Genomic DNA, 22,039 nt, shown 5'->3' on the forward strand with positions numbered 1-22,039 from the left:
CTGGAGAACAAATGAATAAACCAAAAATCTTAATGCTATCTGACATTACGGGCCTTGGGCCAGACTACCATGTTGGTGATGAAGCAATGGCAGAAGTAGCTATTGACAGATTAAAAGCCCTAGTTGGCGCTGAAAATTTAATACTAGGGTGTGCTAGCCCAGAAAAAGTACCAACTACATATGGTATTAGAGCCTTTTCTTTTTATCACACGCCCTCAAAAGAATTCAAAGCACTACTATTTAAAAAACCTCTTTCATTTTTTAAAGCTATCTTCACTAATATATACCAAGTCATAAAATGCGATAAGGTGGTTATATGTGGAGGCGGCAACATGACAAGTGAATGGCCTGGAGTGTTAGAGGCTCGACTACGACTATTAAAAGTTGCCAATTTTTTCAAAAAGGACGTTTACTTTGTAAGCCAAACAGTTGGTCCATTTACTAACAACCATAGAAAGCAAGTCGATGCAATTTATGCTCCCGCAAAATGGATAGGAGTCAGGGACAAAAACTTTTCGCATACACAAGTTAGTCACAAAGTCAGTTTTGCATTGGACGATGCGTGCTTCCTCGAAAAAAAGCACAATGAGTATACAAAAGACATCAGCAATAAAAACACTAACTATGCCTGTGTAGCGATGAGAAAATTTGGCCCTATGAGTGATGATGACACTCGAAAAATTGGCTCATGTATCCAACAAGTAATTAGTAAAGACAGCCTAAATACAGTTTTCATTCCGCATCACGCCCCAGAAGGCACGGAAGGAGACATTAAACTTATAAATAGCATAGAAGATTTATGGGAGGAAAACACCCTTCATATTGTCAATCCCATTCCATTGGCGTCATCACTTAAAGCACTTACCGCAGACAGCGAGTATGTTATTTCAATGCGCTACCACCAACTAATATTTGCACTATCAATAGGTGTGCCTTGTATTGGTATATATGTTAACGAATACACAAAGGCTAAACTCACGGGCTCATTTGAGTCTCTAGGGCTAGAGCCTCTGGTGACTCATTACAACGACGTAGAATCCAATTTACCCATGCTTGTTCAAAGAGCCAAGGCCAATAGGCATTCCTTTGAAAGTGCAGCAAACTCTTTTTTGCAGAATATGACTGCCGATAGCATGAAACCATATGAGCTCCTTGCAGCAGAGGTATCCTAACTGTGCTTGTTACTAATCATAATGGTGTATTATGTCTGGTTTTTTAGTTCTTTTTCATTGCGAGTCTAACCCTGGATTCGCAGCATCTAGCCATGAGCATACATTTCTCAAAGTCGCACTTCACTTTGTAAAAGAAATGGAACATGTTCATTATGCTTATAAGACGTTAAAAGATGGAATGTCCCCATCGCTTCCCGACGATCTAACTAATGTTATTGAACTCAATACTTCCTCTAATGACCAGAAAGATAAGGACTTCATTTTTCAATATATTAAAAAGCATAACGTTGAATTTGTACTGGGATTCGATCAGCAAGTTGATCGGCCACTTTACAAAGTTATGCGGCAAGCAGGAGTTAAGCACTTTGTATCATACTGGGGTGCTCCTATTAGTTCGATAAATTCGCCACTGAAGCTTATTTTCAAAAAAATAGAGGTTGCGTTAAAAAGCAAAGGGCCAGATCACTATGTATTCCAATCTGATGACATGCGTAAAACAGCATTTCTTGGGCGGGGCATTCCAAAGCATAAAACCTCTGTAATTCGCACTGGAATAGATACTGAAAAATACAAACCCGATATCGCGCAAAGTAACTATGTTTTCGACCAGTTCAATATACCCGCCGAGCGCAAAATAGTGTTTTTCTCAGGCCATATGGAACGACGCAAAGGTGTCCACATTATTTTACAAGCTGCAGATACTCTTATTAACCATACAGGCTTTGGGGATGTTCACTTCCTTATTTTAGGAAATAAACCGGGACAAGAAAAAGCATTTGAAGAGTACTTGTTAGCACCCAACGTCAAAAACCATGTTACTTTCGGAGGTTATAGGAAAGACATTCCCAACCTGTTAAAAGGTGTGTCGGTAGGAATGATTGCATCAACTGGCTGGGATTCATTCCCTATGTCATCTTTAGAGATTGCTGCCACACAAGTTCCTTTATTAGTTTCCGACCTAGACGGGATCAGAGAAACAGTGACAGCCGAAACTGGCCTAAGGTTTACCGCTGGCGACTCTGATGATGCTGCTAAAAAACTAAGAGTCTTGCTCACAGATGATAATCTGAGGGAAAATTTAGGCAGAAATGGGCGTATGCGAGTTATCAGTAATTTTTCTCAACAGAAACAGGCAAATGAGTTGATTGCCGTATTCAAAAACCTAAAGAGCGAACGATAATTGTCTTCATCTAAACAAATTTTTACGCATTCTTCAATTTACGCAATAGGTAATATTAGTAGACAGCTAATTAGCTTTGTCATGCTGCCTATCTATACTAATTACTTAACTCCTGAAGACTATGGTGCGGTCGCCTTACTTATTTTCTTAGTGAGCCTGATAGAAATTATTTTTGGCGGTCAGCTCTTTCAAGCGGTTCCAAAGTATTACCATCAAAGTAAAACAACAGATGAGAAAAGAGCAGTGGTTAGTACAGCGCTGCTTCTAACTACTTTTTTTAGTTCATTTGCATTTATTATTATTGCTGTTTTCCGAGAGCCTACCTCTACATTTTTATTTGGCACCAACAACTACTCGATTTATGTAGGTCTTTTTTCTTCTCTAATTCTATTGCATGCATTTGAGCAATATGGTCTAACCTTTATTCGCATCCTAAAAAAGCCGTGGTTATTTCTTTGGCTAAGCATGGCTAAATTAGTAACCCAGCTTAGCTTGAATATATTACTCATTGTTTATTTTGATCTTGGCCTTCTTGGTATCGTCACTAGCAGCATTATATCTTCAATATTAATTAGCGCTGTACTAGTCGGGTTCATAATCAGAAAATGTGGTTTTGACTTCAACCAAAAAATCGGCAAGACAATGATAAAATTCAGCTGGCCTTTATGGTTATCTGGATTAATTGGCTTATATATCGGTAGCTCTAATCGCTATTTTCTAAGAATTTTTAGTGATCTAACTGAAGTCGGGTTATTTGAACTGGCTGTTAAGTTTTCGGCGATAATATCATCCCTAATATGGCTGCCATTCTCTCAGTATTGGCAGACTGAACGATTTCAGATTGCCAAAACAGATGCGGCTTACACCACATACAATAATGTTTTTAAAAGTGTAAGCGTGCTGCTATTTTCATCTGCAATAGGAATTGCATTGTTTACTCCAATCGTCATCGAGTTCATGAGCTCAGAGCTGTTTCACCCTGCAGCGAAGGCTGTACCCTATTTAGCTTTGGCCGCGGTGTTCGGTTCTCTTACTATTTTCCATAACTTCAGTTTCATTCAAAATGAAAACACTATCGAGATTACTAAGAACAATACCTTTGCTGCGATAATACTGACTTTTTCGATGTTCATATTTGTCCCGACATATGGGTTTGTCGGGGCCGCAATTGGAGCAATGATTACATCTATACTGCATTTTGTTGCGACAGCCTATAGAAGTAGGTTTTATTACGACCTGAAACTTAAATACAATTTTCTATCTATAGCGCTTGCAGGCTACTGGGCTACTATTTTACTGAGTGATTACTTTACACCAACATCCATACTTCATAGTCTATTAGTAAATGCTGTACTATTCGTTGTATCGTCAGGTATTTTTGCTTTTTCAATCTTAAGTCGCAGCAATAAAAGCTTTATTGCAAATAAAATCAGAGGCATATTGGGGTAGTAGACTCTTGGCTAAATTGGGAATATTCCTACTCAACCGAACAAGGTCCATATTAGGTAACACTCTGAGCCAGCTAAATGTGTCAATTTATTGGCTCAAACCATCAATCTGGGGTCTATTATTATACTTGCATCACATTTCCACTGACCTTTCTTTGCGTAGCACTTGTTACTGGCTACAATATAGCGACACCAGTTAAGATGAGCCCGCCAATGAATACTTTTACTGCACCCTCTCTAGTTGTTCTTTCAATATTGCTTATGCCTTCCGCAGGAGCGGTAACACGAATAGCAGGTACTCCAGATTTCTCGTTTACAGATAGTTTTGAGACTGACGCTAAGCCGACTTTTTGGTCCGATTCTACATATGCCTACAGGAACTCGGCTTGCCCAGGATCATCAACATATGGTAACTCTTTATTATTCAAATACTATCCAGATACTCCAGAAAAAAACTCTAGTTTCGCCGAGCAACGGTTCGATATACCCAACTCTGTTCAACTCGAAATTAGCTACTCCATATATGTTCCTGAGAACTATGTTACGTCCACTCGAAATCACAAAAATTTCTTTTTATGGTCAGGAGCGTACGGGGTCTCAAATTCCAACATTTCCTTAGGCAGCGAAAGTTGGCCAAATAGTAACGGAGCATCACCTTCGCTATATATAGGCGAAGATGGAAACAATTATGGACATGCAATGAATAGTTACAAGGAGAATTTATATACCAACAATGCAGGGCAGTGGATCGACGTTCATATTTATGCGGAACTAGCCGATGAAGAAGGAGACTACGGAGTGTTCAACATTTCTAAAAACGGTTACCTGATTAACGGTACCGCACATCCGAACGTCAATGAAAATTATGGAGCACCAGATATATCCAATCAAGTAGCTTACTCCTCAAGAGGGAACTACATTTCGAGTGGCTATTTACTGGGTTGGGCGAATGGAGGCTTTAGTGAACTTACTGAGTTCTGTATCGACAATTTTTCTATAAAGGCTAACGAGACAATCAAAGCTACTGTTGGCCAACCTGAAGTCGCAAGCAAACCAATACTAATTGACAGTTCGGTAATAAAAGTCATAGGCGACTAGGCTGTAAGTTTCACTTTATTTTTAATGGTAATCTGGCGGCAAGCTGCCTAGCCAGACTATCATTTAACTAAATATCATCGTCTTAGACTAGTTTCAAAATATCTCCGCTTTGAATCACCTACTGTAAATCTGTCTATAAAAACTACTGTTATCGATATTGATTCACCAAAATACTTGAACGCCTCTTTCTCAATATAGCGTTGAATGTCAGGATCATTTACACCCTCGACGTCAATAATCAACTGACCTATAACTTCTTGTCTAGCTTTGTAGTTAATTAATATTGACTCTCTTTCGGCAATATTTTTAAAAATATAGTAAATAGTCAGAGCAGGAAACTCTGCTCCGCGACCGATGACTTTGAGGCCTACTCTCCCTTCGATCTCTCGTATTATTCCATGGTTTAATCCACAGCTACAACCGCTGCTGTCAAAGCGCACAGAATCACCCAATCGGTATCTAATAATCGGGAAAGACTTTGACTTCAAATTAGTAACTAAAAGAGCCCCATCGACATCTTCCTCCAAAATCAAATTCTCCTCCATTATGTGCAACTTCCCCTCTACACATTCAAAAGCAATTAGACCTGCTTCCGCAGCACCATATTCTGATACCATTTTGCCACCAAATGCCTTTATAATTTCAGGTTGATAGGCATCAAAGATCATCTCCGATGTCCCCTTTACCATCTTGATAGCCGCAAGACTGGATGAGTTATGAGTATTATAAGTTTTGGCAATTTCATAAATCATCGAAGAATAACCTTCTATATATCGAATACGCTTCCTGTTAGAAAATAGTTCATTGATACTATTAACACTATACGAAAAAAGTCGAGTGCGATTTGATAGCTTATCTAAAAGGCTTACTCTAATCCGTTTTAGCCCTTTAATATCGAAGCCCCAGAAATACAAACTACTCTCCCAAGGCTTAACCCCATACCAATCATAGCATCTCATTTGACTAGCCCTATTGCAGGAATCCCACTCCTCATCGCGAGGAAACTCAAGTGACTCTCCAGAAGTGCCAGACGTCTCTGCCATAAATATTTTTTTAAATCTAAAGTCACTACGAATCAGTTTATTTTTTTCAAGTAGATCTCGTTTTTCTGTGATAGGTAATTTTGATAAATCGGTAAAATCATCGATTTCATTTGGGATAAAGCCGACTTCATCGAATTTTTGACGATAATATGGTGAATAATCATATACAAAAGAAAAGAACTCACGGGCATTATAGTTTTTCACTTCTTTCAACTCATCAGCAGTAAACATCTCCGTTTTTTTTAAGCTCTTATAAATCTTAAATAACGATGGATTTCGAAGCTTAGCGCCCAGAATAAATATTAATTTATAAATCATTTTTAAACCTATCAAAAAACTAGTTTAAGAGTTATTCCTCGGTATATTTCCTAACAGTTCAACACATGAACCAAATTTTTCGCCAATTTTTCTATAGCTATAATATTTATCGATTAAATCAATTCCGTTTTGAGACAATTTCTCCCCTAAGCCCTTCTCATTTATGATTCTATTAATCTGCTTGGCAAACTCTATAGGTGTTGAAGCAAAAAGGACATCCTTCCCATCGGTAACATTTATACCCTCGCAAGCAACAGGATGTGCAACTAAAGGAACACCCATAGCTAATGCATCTAGAACTTTTAGTTTTGTACCGCCACCATCCCGTATTGGACAAACATAAACAGAAGCTTTCTCCATAAATGGAAGTATATCGTCTACGAAACCATGTGCTTTAACGCTCTTATTCGAACTAGCCAATCGACTTAGACCGTTAACGGTACCCCTACCTATTATATCTACTTTAATTTCACCAATACTTTCCGCTATTACAGGATATATGTCACTTGCAAACCATTCCATCGCATCCGCATTCGGATACCAATCGAGGCCGCCGATAAAGATAATGCCTTCAACTTCAGATATGTCATAACACGAAGTACGTTTAAAATAAGACATATCAACCCCATTTGGTATACATTCAGCTTTACATGCTGCGATTTTTTGAAGTCTTTTAGAATCAAGCTCCGAACAAGTTATATTCAGCTGAACACTGGGCGCATACTTTCTCTCAATTCGTTTCATTTTCATAGCTTCCAGAGAGTATATAAGCTTCCCAATAATACCGGCTTTTGATGCCCGACGACTTAACATCTCAGACTCAATATTGTGGTGATTTAAAATCACCGGTAAACCAACGTTAGGTATTGATCTCATTAATCCGACTGTATCAACATAAATTACGTCATAAGAATTCTGGGAAAGAGACTCTTTTATGGCTGCACTAAATATTGGATGACTATAAAAAAGTTCATCATATGCTTTAAATTGAAGGGTTGAACGAATTACATTAATAAATTTATTTAATTTCCGCGCTCTTGCTCCTATTATAGAAATAGACTTAACCGTTACAAACTGATTTAGGGCTGTAGTAACTTCCGCGACTCCTTTTTGCTCAGATTGATAAGTGGATAGCAGAGTGGATTTGCTTGCCAAAGATACGAAATCGATATCGTGGTATTTAGAAAGTTCTCGTAGCATGTTGAAAGACCTTTGAAATGCCCCTCCTTTTGCAGGGTACGGCGAGAAATGGCTCACCCATAATACTTTCATCAAAACTCCTTGTTTTTGAATAAACGCTAGGCAGAATCAACTGCGTAGTTTTTTACTAGACTTCAAATCATGTCTCATTTCTGTCATGCGTTTTATTAACATTTTTAATATTCTTATGCGCTGCCATGACTGCATAAGAAACCCATAAAAATGGGTAGTATGCGACACTTACAAACTGGCCAGCAATAACAAAAGCTAGCACTCCTTTACTTAGACCATCTCTGATATTATCAAAAACTGGATCTTCTTTCTTTTTTGGAATGATACAAAAAATTATAAACAGGCAGTAGATTAATAGAGCGGGTATACCACCATCTGTACCAACTTGTACAAAAATATTATGGGGTAACTCTGCGACACGTTCACCACGTTGGTTAGTAAAGTTAATATCATCAGGGTAAACATCAGTGTAGTAAGGTATAAAGTTATATAGACCAACACCAGTGAATGGATGCTCTTTAATCATCTCTATACCATTTTCCCAGTACAGTAGTCTTTGTACAGATGTGCCATCTTCACCCATATTTGAAAAACGATCTTTTTGCTCGTCTGGCAACAAAAAAAGTAAAGCAGAAAATAAAAACGCAATAATGGCTAATACTTTTGGACTGTAGAGTCGTCTCCAGTAAAAAATAAACAACAATATACCTAATGCCAGCTGGCTACCTCGGCTACTAGCGCCCATTATTGTCATTATCGGTGTGATAAACATAAGAGCCAATATAAACTTTTCCCATCGATTACTGTTCGACCAAAATACCTTAATAAGGTAGAAACCCAGTGCAACAAGCAAAAGCATCTGTATAGCTAGCTCACCAGAGTTTTGAAAATATCCTTGCGGCCCCATTAAGCCCCAGCTAGTAAAACCAAAACCTCGCATAGCCCAATTTTTTGATGTACCGATACTTATTTTTAGCGTACAGAGCAAAAAAATTATTATAAAAATATAGAACCGCTCTCTTGTTGTTACTGTAATAGTTACAACAAAGAATACAATAATCCATTGAAAAAACTGAATATGGTTCTTACTTGACCATTCAGGGTAATAGGCGAAAAATCGAGATAATTCAATTTGAAGAAAAAATAAAACAATGAGTACCGTAGGGTAGTTTATTTTAAAAAATGATTTCTTATCAAGGATGGACAACCCTAACGCACCCAAAATAAACAATTGGGACCAAGGTAAAATATCAATAGCCGGGTAAATAGTTTGTGGGCGAAAGTATTCAAAAAACAAAAAACCACAAGCACACCAAAACGCTGGATGCTCACTCCAAAAATAGCGCCACATGGTTTTTATTTTTAAAAAGTAGAAATCTTCTACTTTAAAATCTTCAGGCTTAGCTTTTGCCATAACGCACCAGAATTTTTGTAAATTCTACAACCAACGCCTCGACCTTTTTAAAAAACACATCATTTGTACAATAAGGGTCGTGAATAAAAGGCTTCTTGTTATTATTACTCATCCCTAATAACACAATAGGAACGTCTACCGCCGTCAAGTGATACATTGCTATATGCTTTGGCTCCATCGCAACAATAACATCTCCTTTTTCTGGGATATATTTAGAAGCTTTGGTTGTATTATGCTTTGTTAAATCCAGTTGAACACTACTGGCAAATTCAATTGCTCTTGGGTCTGCAGGGTCTCCCCCTCTAGTATCTAAGCCAAACGAAATACTATTTACCCCAGCATTTTTTGCTACAACTTCCGCCAACGGGCTTCGGCAAATATTACCGGCGCACACAAATACATATCGGTTAGGTATAAAATCCAAATTATCAATCGAGTACTTATTGTAAAAGCCCAATATCTGCAGCACTTTGTGATAGTAATATTTTAAGAAGCCTTTTTTAGATCCATAGTTGTCATCTAAATAGCTTTCTATAAAACTGGGAAGCCAAATTCTCACTGCTGCTGTTTCTCCAAAGCTATATAGTGCTTACGCAGATTGCGCTGTATTTTTTTATGAGCACTTGCTCGTTAAATTGTGTTTCTACTTTTTGGAATGCTTTATTCACTCGAGCTTCACTGTCTTTAGCTGCGTTTAGTATTGCCGTCGCTAACTGCTCAGGCGAACCTACCTCAACCATAAGCCCGTCAACGTTGGGTTCAATAATTTCTTCTGGGCCGCCACACTGGGTAACAACTATGGGCAGCTTTGCCGCCATGGCCTCTAAGGTAGATATCGAGAAACCTTCTTCTTTTGAAGATAAAGTAAATACATCTAGCTGTGCTAAAAACTCTGGGGTGTTGTCTAAAAAGCCTAAAAAATGAATATGTTTTTCTAGGTTTAATTTGGTAACAAGTTCATCAAGTTCAGTTTGCAAAGGCTTTTTAGAATGCCCTGCTATTAAAAAATGTGTGTTTGGGTTTTCTGCTACAACCAGTGCCGCTGCTTTAATTAGGTTTTGGTAGTCTTTTGCGGGGCGAATATTGCCTATGCTTCCAACTAAGATTGCCTCTTTTGGCCAGCCATATTGCTTTCTGAGTTGGCCGGAATCTTCTACGTTGTAGCGTGCTACGTTAATACCATTATGTATAACGCTGAGTTGTTGTCTGGAAAATAGGTTGCGGTTGGCTAAGTAGTCTGCCAATTGCCCGCTAACTGCTATCACTTTGCGTAAGCCTTTTTTAAGTAGCCAGCGCTTAGTGCCTATAAAGCGTTCATTGGGGTTTACATCAACTTGCCCATGCAAGGTTGCAACAACAGGAGTACCTGTTACTAAACTGAGAATAGCAAACGTTAACGCAGAACCCAATAAGTGCGCTTGCACATACACAACGTTCTCATGTTTTAGCAACTTGGCTAGCTTTAAATAATAAGGAAGTGACAAAAAGCCGTATGGCTTAATAACTTGAAAAGGAATGCTTCTAGCTTGTAATTGGTTTTGTACCCAACCCGGGCCTTTTATGAGTGCTAAATTTTGGTGCCCTTCAATATGCATTTTTTCAGCTAAGTCTAAAAATACAGTCTCAGCCCCACCCGGGCCAGTTGTATCTATAACATGCAGTATTGTAGGTTTTTGCTTAACGCTGGTCATTCCATTGATCCAGTTATTGTAGAACGGGTATTTTACCTACACTAATCTGGCCTGTCTATGAACAAACACCCATATCACTGCTGCACTTCAAAACCTCTATAGTGTAGAATTGCTTTAGTTTTTAGTGAACACCTTATCGAATGGAATCGAAAATGCGCAAAATATTGGTCTTAGATGCCGCTCAACGCAGTGCCCTTGCTGTTACTCGCTCAGTTGGCAAGCTAGATGATGTACATATCACCACGGCCGACAGCACCCCCGAAGCCTTAGCTGGGTATTCCAAATACTCTCAACGTTACATTCAAGTGCCATGCTCTAAAGAGAATGCTATTGGCTTTATAGAATGGGTACAAAATAACTGTCTTGATGGTCAGTTTGATTTAATAATGCCGGTGACTGAAATTACCAGCCAGCTTTTGCTCATGCAAAATTTTAGCTCTGAGCAATTGCCCATGGCTTTCCCAAGCTATAACACGGTGATGCAGCTAGCCGATAAAGCCAATTTAGTGCGCCAAGCCAGTCAAGCAAACATTGCCGTACCAGAAACGCTCTTTTACCAAAACGCTAAAACGCTAGACACCAAAACCGTTAGCTACCCTATTGTGCTCAAGCCTGCGCAATCAAAAATCTATGACCAAAATAAGTGGATAAGCACCACGGTTCGTATTTTACGGTCAGAGCAAGACTTACTCGCTGCATTAGAAGCAGATACCTACCTAACCGAGCACCCCTTCATGTTACAAAGCTTTATACCTGGCCACGGTGCCGGTGTATTTTGCCTTTACCATCATGGTAAGCCGGTAAGCTACTTTGCCCACCAACGCTTACGTGAAAAGCCCCCTGAAGGTGGGGTTTCAGTTTTAAGCCAAAGCGTGGCGGTGCCCGAAAACTTAAAACAAGCCTCAGAAAGCCTACTCTCCAGTGTCAATTGGCATGGTGTGGCCATGGTGGAGTACCGCATTGACCCGCAAGGCAAGGCTTACTTAATGGAAGTGAACACTCGCTTTTGGGGATCGTTGCAGTTAGCCGTAGATGCTGGAGTAAATTTCCCTGCCTTGTTAGTGAAAATGCATTTTGGTGAACCCGTGTGTAAAACAACCCATTTTAAGATAGGTCAAAAGCTGCGTTGGCTTTTGGGAGATGTAGACAGCCTCTATATATTTTTAAAGCGTAAAAATAGTTTGATGCAGAAAATTGCCCGCATTGGGCTGTTTTTAAAGCCTACTTTTTTTAACCAACGGCATGAAGTGAACCGCTTTGGTGATTTTAAACCCGCTTGGTTTGAATTTAAGCTCTACATCAAATCGCTTAAGGGGTAATTTATGATTAATACATTAAAAGCAACCGTAAAAGCTGCCCGTAACTGGGTTAAAGCCAATTACGGGGCACACACTAAAACCATGGACGACCCACGCCTTTGGGTGCTGATGTACCACCGCATTTTGCCAACAACGGACCCTCGGTTTAACTTAGAAGAGCCTGGCATGATAGTCACACCAGAAACCTTTGAAATGCACATTCTTGAACTTAAAAAACACTTTGATTTAATAAGCTTAAGCAGCTGGGTTGCTAAACAGCAAGCAAATGAACCACTGCCCCAAAAAGCTTGCGCCATTACATTTGATGATGGCTGGGCCGATAACTACGAGTTTGCACTGCCCATTCTAAAAAAACATAACATCAGCGCTACTTTGTTTGCCGTTAGCGATAAAATAGGTACTCCATTCCGGTTTTGGCCAAACATTGTCAGTGAGCTCATTGCCTTAAAAGCACCTGAGTTAAACTCGCAACCATTATTGCAGCCAGCGTACCAATTAAGCTTAGAAGCCTTTTCAAAAGAAAAGAACGCCCAATGCATTGATAATTTGAAGCTATATTCAGAGGCTGAAATTTTTGCAGCGCTTAATGCCATTAACTGGCAAAGCCTGTTACAAAACAGCACGCATAGAGCGCTGATGAATTGGCAAGAACTCAAAGAGTGCGATGAATCTGGTTTTATGAAAGTTGAAAGCCATACCTGCACGCATCAGCGGTTAGATAAGGGTTTAAGTACCGAAGCCTTGCAAGTCGAAATTATTAATAGCCGCCAAACATTAGAGTCTAAGCTGGATAAAAGCATTGAGCTTTTCTGCTTCCCCAATGGCGATTACAACCAAGAAGCGCTTAATTTAGTTAAACAAAACTACTTAGCCGCAGTGACCACTAAAAATGGTATTAACTCTTCCAGCAACTTTAATAGGCATGAAATAACACGCATCGCCATTCATGATGATGCCAGCAATAGCCGCATCAAATTTTTAGCTCGGCTTGCTGGTTAGTTTTGCTTTAAAAATAACGGCAACCACGCTTCTTTATTGGCTTGCAGGGCTAGTTTTTCACTTTCGCAATACTGGGTTTGGCAGGTTCGGGTTAAATAAACAAGGGCTACATCGGTGCGGCCATTTAAATACCCCATAAATTGCGCATGTTTTGCGGCCATTGCGGCCACTTCCATGTTACCGGCAATGCGGTAACCCCATACAACCAACCTAGCCTTTGAACCATTTTGGATGACACTAAAAACCAATGGGGTGGCATCAAGCTGAATCACATCTGAATATTGTTTAACTTTGTCGTTGGCTAACACGTTTTGATCGCTCACCAGCTCTTTACCTTGATGTTGAGCGTAATAAGCAAGCTGTGAATACTGCCAAGTGCTACCGTCAATTAATTGGGTTGAATGAGTTATTGCATCCATGCCCGTGTAGTGCGGCAACCAAGCTTCAAACCCTACTTCAGCTTCATATTCTGCATTCACAACTTCGCTCGGCGCTAAGTTATTTTGATAGTTCATATAAAGTGGTAAAGACAACAAAACCAGCACACTTGCCACCAGGGCCGCCAATGGGTTTGCGTTTTTTGTTTGTTGGGTTGGTTTCACTGAATAGTTTTCGGAACTGTTGGTTTTTTCTGGGAAATTGCGTATCAGCATTAAGTAAACAAAAAATATAGCCGCAAAAATGTACCAACCAAAACTACCATGGTCATAAACAAGGCTATTTTGCATTTTGGAATAGTAGGCGATCATAATAAGTGCCGTTACTCGTAGCCAGTTACCCACCACCGCTAGCGCCACCAAAATTAACATGCTTATTACGGCATATTTAGCGGGCAACCGACGGTAAAATGCATTGATGCCTGATAAACTCAGCGCCATCATAAAAAAGGCTAAACCAGAGCAACTGCCGGCTATGACGACCGTTCCGTAGGGCAGCGTAAATGAAAACTCATCGATGTAAGCAGTTATACCTACTAGCCTAACTAAAAAGGTTGAGGCCTCTGTTGTTAAAAATCTCAGCAGCGGGTTCACTAGATCCCAAATTGGAATAGAAAGCGACATCAGCAAAAACACGGGAATTAATCGCAAAGCTAGTCGTATTCCTACAATAGGTAATGCCAGGGTAAAAATAGCGATAGGCCAGGAAACTTGCTGCAGCACTTGAATTTGCGTGGCACCCCCATAACCCCAAAGTACTGCAGGCAGTAAAGCAAACAAGGCATAAGTTTTACGGGGTCGCCAGCTTGCTGATTGCTGGTACATTTGCGTGCAACAATAGTAGAGCGATATTAAAAACAACGGGTAACCATGGGAATAGGCTGCATCCCACTGGGTCCATTTAACATGCAACGATGTTAATGTATCTAGATATAAGCTGAAAGCTAAAGCAGTTATTGCCACCAAAAATAGTAGCATGCTCATGGCAGGCCGATAAACGGGTTTCATAGTGTGGTCCATCACATTAGGCGCTTCTTTCTGAAGGCGAATTCTGTATAATTCGCCCAGTCTACTAAAGAAATTTAATTTAGTCAGCAATCACGGATTGATTAAGCACTCAACTTACGAGTAAGCGCTCTACCCCAGGTAAAATGGAATTATGCCGACACAAGCAAATCTAAAATCTCAAATTAAAGCACTCAAAAAAACCAAGGGCGCTATTTCTAGCCAATTTAAAACGGCAAAAGAGAACCCAAGCCTATTGGCTCAGCTTAAAACACAAATGCAGGCTATAAGTAGCCAGATAGCAGAGCTAGAAACGCAATACAAAGCTCAAATATCTAACCCCAACTCCTCTACAGATGTTGAAAACAATGCGCCTTGCTTTCCTAGCCAGTTTACTGCGCCCGAGCAAGATTTAAACGCCCCCTTTATTATTGAAACCTTAACGCAAGAGCAATGGCCACGCTGGCAACATTTTTGCCAGCAAGCACTGGCGACATCTTTGTGTCACGAAACCACACTCTATGCAGCCATTGAACAAGCATTTGGCCATAAAACCGATATTTTGGTGGCTATATGTGACGGTGAAATTGTAGGTGGACTACCGCTCACAAAATTAAGCAGCCGTTTGTTCGGTACCTTTTTAGTATCTACCCCTTACTTTAATTATGGTGGCCCCCTAACAAGCTACGTGAATGTATTTGAGGCGCTTATTAAGCACAGCAAACAGCTGTTAGATGGCCATAAAGCCTCACACGCAGAAGTTCGTACTACGGTTGCCAACATAGACCTTCCTTTTGCCGATAAAAAAGCTTCAATGATCTTAGCACTACCTAAAACAGCCGAAGAACTCGATGCCAAAGTAGGCAGCAAAGTTAGGGCTCAGGTGAATAAAGCAAATGAACACAACCCTAGCGTTGCTTTTGGACACCATGACTTACTAGATGATTTTTATAAGGTTTTTGCTCGCAACATGCGAGATTTAGGAACCCCAGTTTATTCGAAACAGTGGTTTGCTACCTTGTTAGATCAACTGCAATACAACGCGACCATTATTGTGGCTTACGTGAATAATAAGCCGGTCGGCACTGCTTTTTTAACTGGTCACCGAGATATGCTAGAAGTGCCTTGGGCTTCTACAATAAAAAGCGCCAATGCCATGAACATAAATATGTGGATGTACCGTCAAATATTGGGTTTTGCGATTAAAAAAGGGTTTATGTATTTTGACTTTGGTCGGTCTACTATAGATGCAGGCACTTACAAATTTAAGAAGCAATGGGGTGCTCAACCTGTTGCTCACTATTGGTACTATGCATCAAAAAACGGCAATGACATTGCGCAAACCAACCCAGATAACCCTAAATTTAAGCTATTAATAGCTATTTGGAAACGCCTACCCATTTGGTTTGCAAACCTTATTGGGCCACGGGTTATTAAAAATATACCTTAAAAATTATATTCTTATAATAAATCGCCTAATTTGGTAGTTATTACTTCAAATTGGGTAGTTTATGTGACAGAGTTAGCATACGTTTAAATTGAATTGACGGTTAGAATGTTACGGACAACACTCACGGATCTGACAGTAAGGATACTGGCCAGCCGCCCTATTAGCGCGGTAATGGCACCTTTGCGTGCCAATGTTATTCCTGTATTCATGCTGCACCGTATAGAAAACAAAGACCTCGGTATTTCTGGCCACTCTGTTGAAAGCATTGAAACAGCCCTTCGCTTCATTAACGAGCACGGTTATCAAGGTGTTTCTATTGAGCAAATTAGTGATGCTCTCGCTAATAACATTCCACTACCTAAAAACTCCGTTGCTTTTACCTTAGACGATGGCTTTGCGGAACAAGCCGAAGTTGCCTTACCTCTTTTTGAAAAACATAAAATACCCGTCACGCTTTTCTTAGCCACAGATATGCTAGACAAAAAAAGCTGGTCATGGGATTACAAGCTAGAGTACATAATTCAACACACCAAACATAAACAAGTGAAAACCATTCTTGCAGGCCAACCCTTTACGGCCGATATAGCTAGCTATGACCAAAAGCGTAGCTTTACAAGGAAAATCCGTTGGTTTTTAAAAGCTTATTCCATTGGTGAAACACATAAGTCTGTACAGCACTTGGCGCACAGCTTAGACGTACAGGTGCCTATAGAAGCGCCAGCCCAATACAGATCAATGACTTGGCAGCAAGCCAAACAAGCGGAATCAAATTACGTGCAGTTTGGACCTCATACCTGTGCACACAACGTGCTTTCACAATTAAGCGGCGAAGAAGCCAAGCAAGAAATTGAGCGTAGTTGGCAACGCATACAAGAAGAGCTTAGCAATCCATGCCCAGTGTTTTGTTACCCAACAGGCCGCCCTAATGTAGATTTTGGCATGCGTGAAAAACAAATTGTGGCTAACGCGGGGTTTAAATCTGCACTTTCAGCTGAGTCAGGCTACATTGACATTAAAAACAAACATAAAAACGACATATATTCACTAAATCGCTTTGCATTTCCAAATACATTGACCGATTTCAAACAATACTGCAGTTGGATAGAACGCGCTAAAAACTTAGCCTTGTTTCGCTAATCGCCGAAAAATAGAAAGCCGATAACCCATGACCTATCAATTTAAAATTATCGACAACTTAGAACAAAACCCCCAGTTAATTGAACAATGGGCTCAATTACAAGAGGGCTGCTATGACCAAAACTTTTATCACGATTGGCGCTGGAATAATGGTTTAAAAAAGCACCTACTACCCGAGCTTCGCTGGATAGTTTGTCTAAAAAAGGAAGCGCTCATTGCAGTACTACCGTTTGAATATAATCAAGAAACCAACGTAATTTCGCTACCAGTACATTCGCAAATAGATCTTGTTGATTTAGTCATAAAGCCTACACACTGCACGCCCAATTGGTTTAGTTCGTTATTAAGTTTTTTTGATGACAACTTTATAGGTTGGTGCCAATTTAGTATACGACCTGCTTTAGAAAGCTCGGCCATTTTTAAGCTACATACCCAACACCGGGGTTTAAAGCACTTTGATCCCTACTTAAAAAATGCCAGTTTTGATGTATGTGAAAGCATTTCGTTAAAGATGATATCTAAAAAACATTTAAAAAATGTTGGCCGATTACAGCGTAAACTAGAAAAAGAACAGGGCGAGTTGCGCTTTAGCCATGGTATTTACTCTGATCAAGATGTGACTTGTATCTTAGAAATTGAAAATAAAAGTTGGAAAGGCGCTCAAGGCGAGAATACCAGCGTTTTACTCGACCCAAATTTAGAAGCTTTTTACCGCTTTATAGCAGCCGAATTTTCAACCACTGACGATTGCTATTTAAGCCTTTGTAGATTAGGCGATGAAACCATTGCAGGACAATTTGCTTTGCGCAGCAGTAACCGTCTCAGCTTAGTTAAAATCTCTTATGACCCCGACTATCAAAACTACGCGCCTGGTAATATATTGTTGAGCGATACCTTAGCCTATACCGCTCATGGACCTCTTAATGAAGTTAATTTGGTGACCGGCCCCGATTGGGCCGACCGTTGGCATCCTCAAGTACAGATGGTACATTGGTTAACGTTTTATCGGGCCAATACTTCGGGCTATGTTGCGTGGTTAAAAGCACAAACAAAAGATAGTTTTAGACCCATATTGGCCAAGTTTAAAAATAAGGCAGCACACTCATGAATATTCGTTCCATTAGGCCCATTCGAACTTTTATTTTCAGTGGGTTACTTGCTGGCGTATGCCTAGCAACACTTATAGCCTTTGATTACCGCTTTGGCAGTCAGGAAATTGTGTATCAACTTACTTATGGCTCTAAAAAAGAACTACTTATGCAGCTAGTAGAGAACGGGCTTTATATATTTTTTCTTATGTTCGGTACAGCCCTTATTACTCAGCTACTTTACCGAGTTAGCCAAAGTTTGGGCCGCATTACGATATTTTTCAGTTTGATTCTTGCTGTTTTTATATTGCACTACAGCCCCTTATTGGCCATTGTGTTCTGTATTTGCTGGCTACTTAATTTAATGCTTATACGAGGAGCTCGTTTGTGAAAAATTCTAAACTCGCATTAGCTTGTCTCGCGCTGGTTATTATTGCCAACTTCAGTGCAGCTGAGAATAACGCTTTACTGTTTGGTGGCGGCCCGAACCCTCAAAATTCCCAATTTTCAATTGAATCGAATGTTATTTGGTTTGACCAAGTGCTCAAAGAAAGCAATTTCGACAAGGTAATTACTCAGTTTGGCAGCAATAAATCTAATCCATTTGAAATAAGCTACACCGAACCTCAGCAACAAAATAGAAATAACTTATTAGACTTAGTTTTTAATTCTGATACAGATGAGCAAACGCGCTACAGACGCGCCTACATTGGCAGCAACAATCAGCGCACTATGGAAAAGAAAGACTTAGTTGCCACCTTAAACGAGCAAGTAGCTTCATTAACAGACAATGACAGCCTATTTTTAACCTACAGTGGTCATGGTGGTCGCAATCAGGGCGGGTTAAATAACTTTCTTTATTTGTGGAACAACACTGAACTTTCTGTTGTTGAGATGGGCGAAGCTTTTGAACAAGCAGATTCAAACAGCACTATTAGATACGTTTTACCACAGTGCTATTCTGGTGGCTTTAACCGTTTGGCCTTCACAAACTTCAACGCTAAGCAGGGTCTAAAAGTAGGTGCATTGGTTTGTGGCTTTACCGCCGTCGCAGATGATCAACTTTCAGAAGGTTGCACCGAGAGCATTAACACCGAAGATTATCGTGATTACGCCTCATACTTTTATGCTGCCCTCACTGGCAGTAACCGCAACGGCACGCCTGTCACAGAATCTACAGACATTGACCAAGATGGAACAGTATCGCTTAGTGAAGCCCACATATATGCTTACCGTTATGGACGTAGCTCAGACATTCCCCGATCAACCAGCGAAGACTTCCTGTTAGCAAATGAACACTGGAGTGAGCGTTGGTCTTCTGCTTACAGTGCATCATCCGATAACGAGTTCGACCAAACAGCCGCCATATTAGCCTTCGATTTTGAAAGCCAAATAGGCACTCAAAACTTTTTAACGGAAACCGCGCAAAAATTAAAAGCAGCTCAAAATCAAGCTGATGCGGTTCACCGTGAGTTCAAATCTGTAAGCAGTAAAATGAGTCAGGCCCGTGCAGCATTATTGCCGGATCTTGTTTTACGATGGCCACAACTCAACAACGCTAAAACTGAGCAATATCACCAAACACTCAGTGATGAAAAGCTCAATATTAATCAATGGCTTGCCTCGCAAGAAAGCATGTTAACGCTGATACAGTTAGAGAAAGAGCGAGTTGAATTGGTCAATCAAAATATAGATACCATGCGTGAACTGGCAAGATTTCAGCGTATTCAACGAATGTTGAAGTTGAGTCGATTATATAACCGGCTGAAGAACAGTGATAATCAGCAATGGGAAGAGTACCAAACTTTATTAGCTTGTGAGCAGTGGGTTCCGCCAATTCACTAATACTCTGGCTTTTAGTATTTTTTAATATCGAGGTTAGAAATGCTGCGACGAAACGCAATAAAAACGTTAACAGTTTTAGGCTCCTGTCTATCTGCAGCTCCTAACCTATTGGCTTTCTCGCCAAAGTCTAAAAAATTTGATGATAGTCACAATTCAATTGGTTTAGCAGCACTAAACAAATTAGGTCTTGCGTCTGTCGTAGAAGGTATGAATTTCTATACGACCAAGAACAATGAAATTAATTTTAAATTGATAGAAGAGACAAATACTAAACAAGAGCAGAGCGGCGAGCTTATAAATATAGACGGTTGGTGGTTAACCAGAATTGAAGCTATGGTAATTGCTTATAGCTTTGTGGTGCATCGAGGTATCTTATGATTACCGATATAGACAGCATCAAAAAGTTTGGTGAACATCTGTTCGATTTTTGCATTATTGGTGCCGGTGCCGCGGGTATAACCTTAGCGATGGAACTTAAAGATAAAGGGTTTAGTATCGCCTTACTCGAAAGCGGCAATAACCTTCTCGAGTGGGAAACTCAACAACTTTATGAGACCGAAACCACAGGCATCCCTAGACAACCTCAAATAAGCACCCGTTTAAGATTTTTTGGTGGTACAACCAACCACTGGGATGGACGTTGTGGCCCACTTTCTGAATCTGACTTTTCAGAAAGAGATTGGGTGCCACATTCAGGTTGGCCGATTACGCGAACTGAACTTGACCCCTACTACAAGCGCGCTACTCAATACATTGATATTAATTCTGAAAGCTTTGATTACACTTCGCTTAAAGAAAAGAACATACCACTACCCACATTAGGTGATGACTGGAATTTCCATGTTTGGCAGTACAGCGCGCCCACTCGCTTTGGCCTAAAATACGTACAACCCCTTAAAGAAGCGAACAACGTTCATGTGTATTTTAACGCTAACGTAACCAATATACTGCTCAACAATCAAGGGACTGAAGTGTCTACGGTAAAGGTCGCTTCACTTAAGGGTTTTAGTCGTGAGTTAAGGGCCAAAAAATTCATACTCAGTTGCGGTGGTATTGAAAACGCAAGAATTCTGTTAAATGCTAATTCGCAAATGAGTGAAGGGCTTGGAAATCAAAATGACTTAGTCGGTCGTTATTTTATGGAGCATTTACGAACTAAATTAGTGGCTGACGTTACAGGGAACCCCTACGCCCTTAACCAAACGTATAATGAGTACACGTGGCAGAATCGCCGATATTTATTAGGGTTAGAAGCTACGCCTAAGCTCCTACAAGAAAAAGAAATTTTGAATTCAGGCTGCTGGATGGAGTACGTACCTAATACCTACTCACCTACACGTTCATTCACTCATATTGTCGGTGGTAACACGAGCGGTTCTTCATTTTTTTTACACGCGAAAGAAGCGCTAATGGGCGCTCAAGATATCTACTTGAATATTCGGCGCAAGCTAATTGCTCCGGGAGCACCCATGATTGATAAGTCATCAAATACAATAGTCATTGAAACGGAGCAAGCCCCCAACCCTAATAGTAGAATCACACTAACAAACACGATAGATGCACTTGGCCAAGCGGTCGCAAATATCCATTGGGAAGTAACCGGCCTCGATTTAGAAACCTCACGAAAAGCTTCGCTTGCCATTGCACAGAAATTCACAAAAGATCATGGCATTCGTATAAAAACACCTGAGTGGATGAACAATGTAAACGATGACGCAAAGCCCAGCTTTACTGATGTTGCTCACCACATGGGAACAACTCGTATGTCGCGCAACCCTCAACAAGGAGTGGTAGACGCACAGTGCAAAGTATTTGGTATAAATAACTTATATATTGCTGGAAGTTCAGTATTCCCGACCTCTGGCCATGTTAACCCGACAATGACCATCGTAGCACTCGCCATACGACTCTCCGATCACCTTACTTTAAACGGAATAGGCTAATGTTTATTGTCGTAGAGGCTATATTACTTTCTATAGTAGAAATTTTTCTAGTCAAATGGTGCTTTAGATCTTTAAGGATTAACCCTTCAAAATCTCTATTTTTGGGCTTGGCTACATTTATAGTGGCCCTTTATATCGTTCTAAATGTATTAGGATATTCACAGCAATCAAGTTCGTATACGTTTACCTTCCAACTTACCTATCTTAGTTTCTATGCCGCAATTTTAGTGAGTGGACTTA

The 22,039-nt window shown here is 40.1% G+C and carries 19 protein-coding genes; 13 read left to right on the plus strand and 6 right to left on the minus strand.

Features of this window, described 5'->3' with window-relative positions; all coding sequences use genetic code 11:
- The first annotated feature begins 11 nt into the window (after positions 1–11).
- The 4 genes from ACI882_RS05190 (at position 12) to ACI882_RS05205 (ending at position 4,898) form a co-directional block, all read left to right on the plus strand.
- Complete coding sequence (locus ACI882_RS05190) at positions 12–1,172, plus strand: polysaccharide pyruvyl transferase family protein (protein ID WP_411746670.1); 1,161 nt, start codon at positions 12–14, stop codon at positions 1,170–1,172.
- Between the two features lie 31 nt (positions 1,173–1,203).
- A complete protein-coding gene (locus tag ACI882_RS05195) occupies positions 1,204–2,352 on the plus strand; it encodes a glycosyltransferase family 4 protein (protein ID WP_411746671.1) in 1,149 nt (382 codons plus the stop codon).
- Positions 2,353–3,801 carry a lipopolysaccharide biosynthesis protein gene (locus ACI882_RS05200; RefSeq protein ID WP_411746672.1) on the plus strand — a complete coding sequence of 483 codons (1,449 nt, stop codon included), beginning with the start codon at positions 2,353–2,355 and terminating at the stop codon, positions 3,799–3,801.
- A 698-nt stretch (positions 3,802–4,499) separates the two neighbouring features.
- Positions 4,500–4,898 (plus strand): hypothetical protein, encoded by a 399-nt coding sequence (locus tag ACI882_RS05205; protein ID WP_411746673.1) that lies wholly within the window; start codon positions 4,500–4,502, stop codon positions 4,896–4,898.
- A 74-nt stretch (positions 4,899–4,972) separates the two neighbouring features.
- On the opposite strand, the gene ACI882_RS05210 is transcribed toward ACI882_RS05205, so the two are convergent.
- From ACI882_RS05210 to ACI882_RS05230, 5 genes are all read right to left on the minus strand, one after another.
- Positions 4,973–6,259, minus strand: a complete 1,287-nt coding sequence (locus ACI882_RS05210) for a phenylacetate--CoA ligase family protein (protein ID WP_411748442.1) — start codon at positions 6,257–6,259, stop codon at positions 4,973–4,975.
- Positions 6,260–6,283: 24 nt separating this feature from the next.
- Positions 6,284–7,531, minus strand: coding sequence for a glycosyltransferase family 4 protein (locus ACI882_RS05215; protein WP_411746846.1), 1,248 nt, complete (start codon positions 7,529–7,531; stop codon positions 6,284–6,286).
- Between the two features lie 67 nt (positions 7,532–7,598).
- Positions 7,599–8,885 (minus strand): O-antigen ligase family protein, encoded by a 1,287-nt coding sequence (locus tag ACI882_RS05220; protein ID WP_411746845.1) that lies wholly within the window; start codon positions 8,883–8,885, stop codon positions 7,599–7,601.
- Complete coding sequence (locus ACI882_RS05225; RefSeq protein WP_411746844.1) at positions 8,872–9,444, minus strand: hypothetical protein; 573 nt, start codon at positions 9,442–9,444, stop codon at positions 8,872–8,874. Before ACI882_RS05225 ends, ACI882_RS05220 begins: the two co-directional genes overlap by 14 nt.
- Positions 9,445–9,463: 19 nt before the next feature.
- Positions 9,464–10,576, minus strand: coding sequence for a glycosyltransferase (locus ACI882_RS05230; protein ID WP_411746843.1), 1,113 nt, complete (start codon positions 10,574–10,576; stop codon positions 9,464–9,466).
- 152 nt (positions 10,577–10,728) lie between these two features.
- On the opposite strand from ACI882_RS05230, the gene ACI882_RS05235 reads away from it, so the two are divergent.
- Together ACI882_RS05235 and ACI882_RS05240 are read left to right on the plus strand one after the other, a co-directional pair.
- Complete coding sequence (locus ACI882_RS05235; protein ID WP_411746842.1) at positions 10,729–11,895, plus strand: ATP-grasp domain-containing protein; 1,167 nt, start codon at positions 10,729–10,731, stop codon at positions 11,893–11,895.
- A gap of 3 nt (positions 11,896–11,898) precedes the next feature.
- A complete protein-coding gene (locus ACI882_RS05240) occupies positions 11,899–12,894 on the plus strand; it encodes a polysaccharide deacetylase family protein (protein WP_411746841.1) in 996 nt (331 codons plus the stop codon).
- Here the strand turns inward: ACI882_RS05240 and ACI882_RS05245 are convergent.
- Positions 12,891–14,339 carry an archaeosortase/exosortase family protein gene (locus ACI882_RS05245; protein WP_411746840.1) on the minus strand — a complete coding sequence of 483 codons (1,449 nt, stop codon included), beginning with the start codon at positions 14,337–14,339 and terminating at the stop codon, positions 12,891–12,893. The genes ACI882_RS05240 and ACI882_RS05245 overlap by 4 nt on opposite strands.
- A 151-nt stretch (positions 14,340–14,490) precedes the next feature.
- Between ACI882_RS05245 and ACI882_RS05250 the strand changes: the two genes are divergently transcribed.
- The 7 genes from ACI882_RS05250 to ACI882_RS05280 all read left to right on the plus strand — a co-directional run bounded on the left by ACI882_RS05250 (position 14,491) and on the right by ACI882_RS05280 (position 21,799).
- Positions 14,491–15,786, plus strand: coding sequence for a FemAB family XrtA/PEP-CTERM system-associated protein (locus tag ACI882_RS05250; RefSeq protein ID WP_411746839.1), 1,296 nt, complete (start codon positions 14,491–14,493; stop codon positions 15,784–15,786).
- 171 nt (positions 15,787–15,957) lie between these two features.
- Positions 15,958–16,923, plus strand: coding sequence for a polysaccharide deacetylase family protein (locus ACI882_RS05255; RefSeq protein ID WP_411746838.1), 966 nt, complete (start codon positions 15,958–15,960; stop codon positions 16,921–16,923).
- Between the two features lie 28 nt (positions 16,924–16,951).
- Positions 16,952–18,031, plus strand: a complete 1,080-nt coding sequence (locus ACI882_RS05260) for a GNAT family N-acetyltransferase (RefSeq protein WP_411748443.1) — start codon at positions 16,952–16,954, stop codon at positions 18,029–18,031.
- Positions 18,028–18,402 carry a hypothetical protein gene (locus ACI882_RS05265; RefSeq protein ID WP_411748444.1) on the plus strand — a complete coding sequence of 125 codons (375 nt, stop codon included), beginning with the start codon at positions 18,028–18,030 and terminating at the stop codon, positions 18,400–18,402. The genes ACI882_RS05260 and ACI882_RS05265 overlap by 4 nt, the downstream gene beginning before the upstream one ends.
- Positions 18,399–19,856: a hypothetical protein gene (locus tag ACI882_RS05270; protein ID WP_411746914.1), complete on the plus strand. Its 1,458-nt coding sequence runs from the start codon at positions 18,399–18,401 to the stop codon at positions 19,854–19,856. The genes ACI882_RS05265 and ACI882_RS05270 overlap by 4 nt, the downstream gene beginning before the upstream one ends.
- A gap of 39 nt (positions 19,857–19,895) precedes the next feature.
- Complete coding sequence (locus ACI882_RS05275; protein ID WP_411746915.1) at positions 19,896–20,234, plus strand: hypothetical protein; 339 nt, start codon at positions 19,896–19,898, stop codon at positions 20,232–20,234.
- On the plus strand, positions 20,231–21,799 hold the full coding sequence (locus ACI882_RS05280; RefSeq protein WP_411746916.1) for a GMC oxidoreductase: 1,569 nt from the start codon (positions 20,231–20,233) through the stop codon (positions 21,797–21,799). The genes ACI882_RS05275 and ACI882_RS05280 overlap by 4 nt, the downstream gene beginning before the upstream one ends.
- The last annotated feature ends 240 nt before the right edge of the window (positions 21,800–22,039 follow it).

Origin of the sequence: Reinekea sp. (assembly GCF_046710285.1) — a bacterium.
Taxonomy (GTDB): domain Bacteria; phylum Pseudomonadota; class Gammaproteobacteria; order Pseudomonadales; family Natronospirillaceae; genus Reinekea.

Excerpts from the sequence above, each read along its gene's own strand:
- ACI882_RS05245 (WP_411746840.1), bottom strand. The coding sequence starts at position 14,339 with ATGAAACCCGTTTATCGGCCTGCCATGAGCATGCTACTATTTTTGGTG.
- ACI882_RS05260 (WP_411748443.1), top strand. The coding sequence starts at position 16,952 with ATGACCTATCAATTTAAAATTATCGACAACTTAGAACAAAACCCCCAG.
- ACI882_RS05190 (WP_411746670.1), top strand. The coding sequence starts at position 12 with ATGAATAAACCAAAAATCTTAATGCTATCTGACATTACGGGCCTTGGG.
- ACI882_RS05275 (WP_411746915.1), top strand. The coding sequence starts at position 19,896 with ATGCTGCGACGAAACGCAATAAAAACGTTAACAGTTTTAGGCTCCTGT.
- ACI882_RS05255 (WP_411746838.1), top strand. The coding sequence starts at position 15,958 with ATGGCACCTTTGCGTGCCAATGTTATTCCTGTATTCATGCTGCACCGT.
- ACI882_RS05220 (WP_411746845.1), bottom strand. The coding sequence starts at position 8,885 with ATGGCAAAAGCTAAGCCTGAAGATTTTAAAGTAGAAGATTTCTACTTT.
- ACI882_RS05205 (WP_411746673.1), top strand. The coding sequence starts at position 4,500 with ATGAATAGTTACAAGGAGAATTTATATACCAACAATGCAGGGCAGTGG.
- ACI882_RS05230 (WP_411746843.1), bottom strand. The coding sequence starts at position 10,576 with ATGACCAGCGTTAAGCAAAAACCTACAATACTGCATGTTATAGATACA.
- ACI882_RS05195 (WP_411746671.1), top strand. The coding sequence starts at position 1,204 with ATGTCTGGTTTTTTAGTTCTTTTTCATTGCGAGTCTAACCCTGGATTC.
- ACI882_RS05235 (WP_411746842.1), top strand. The coding sequence starts at position 10,729 with ATGCGCAAAATATTGGTCTTAGATGCCGCTCAACGCAGTGCCCTTGCT.
- ACI882_RS05215 (WP_411746846.1), bottom strand. The coding sequence starts at position 7,531 with ATGAAAGTATTATGGGTGAGCCATTTCTCGCCGTACCCTGCAAAAGGA.
- ACI882_RS05265 (WP_411748444.1), top strand. The coding sequence starts at position 18,028 with ATGAATATTCGTTCCATTAGGCCCATTCGAACTTTTATTTTCAGTGGG.
- ACI882_RS05250 (WP_411746839.1), top strand. The coding sequence starts at position 14,491 with ATGCCGACACAAGCAAATCTAAAATCTCAAATTAAAGCACTCAAAAAA.
- ACI882_RS05240 (WP_411746841.1), top strand. The coding sequence starts at position 11,899 with ATGATTAATACATTAAAAGCAACCGTAAAAGCTGCCCGTAACTGGGTT.
- ACI882_RS05280 (WP_411746916.1), top strand. The coding sequence starts at position 20,231 with ATGATTACCGATATAGACAGCATCAAAAAGTTTGGTGAACATCTGTTC.
- ACI882_RS05210 (WP_411748442.1), bottom strand. The coding sequence starts at position 6,259 with ATGATTTATAAATTAATATTTATTCTGGGCGCTAAGCTTCGAAATCCA.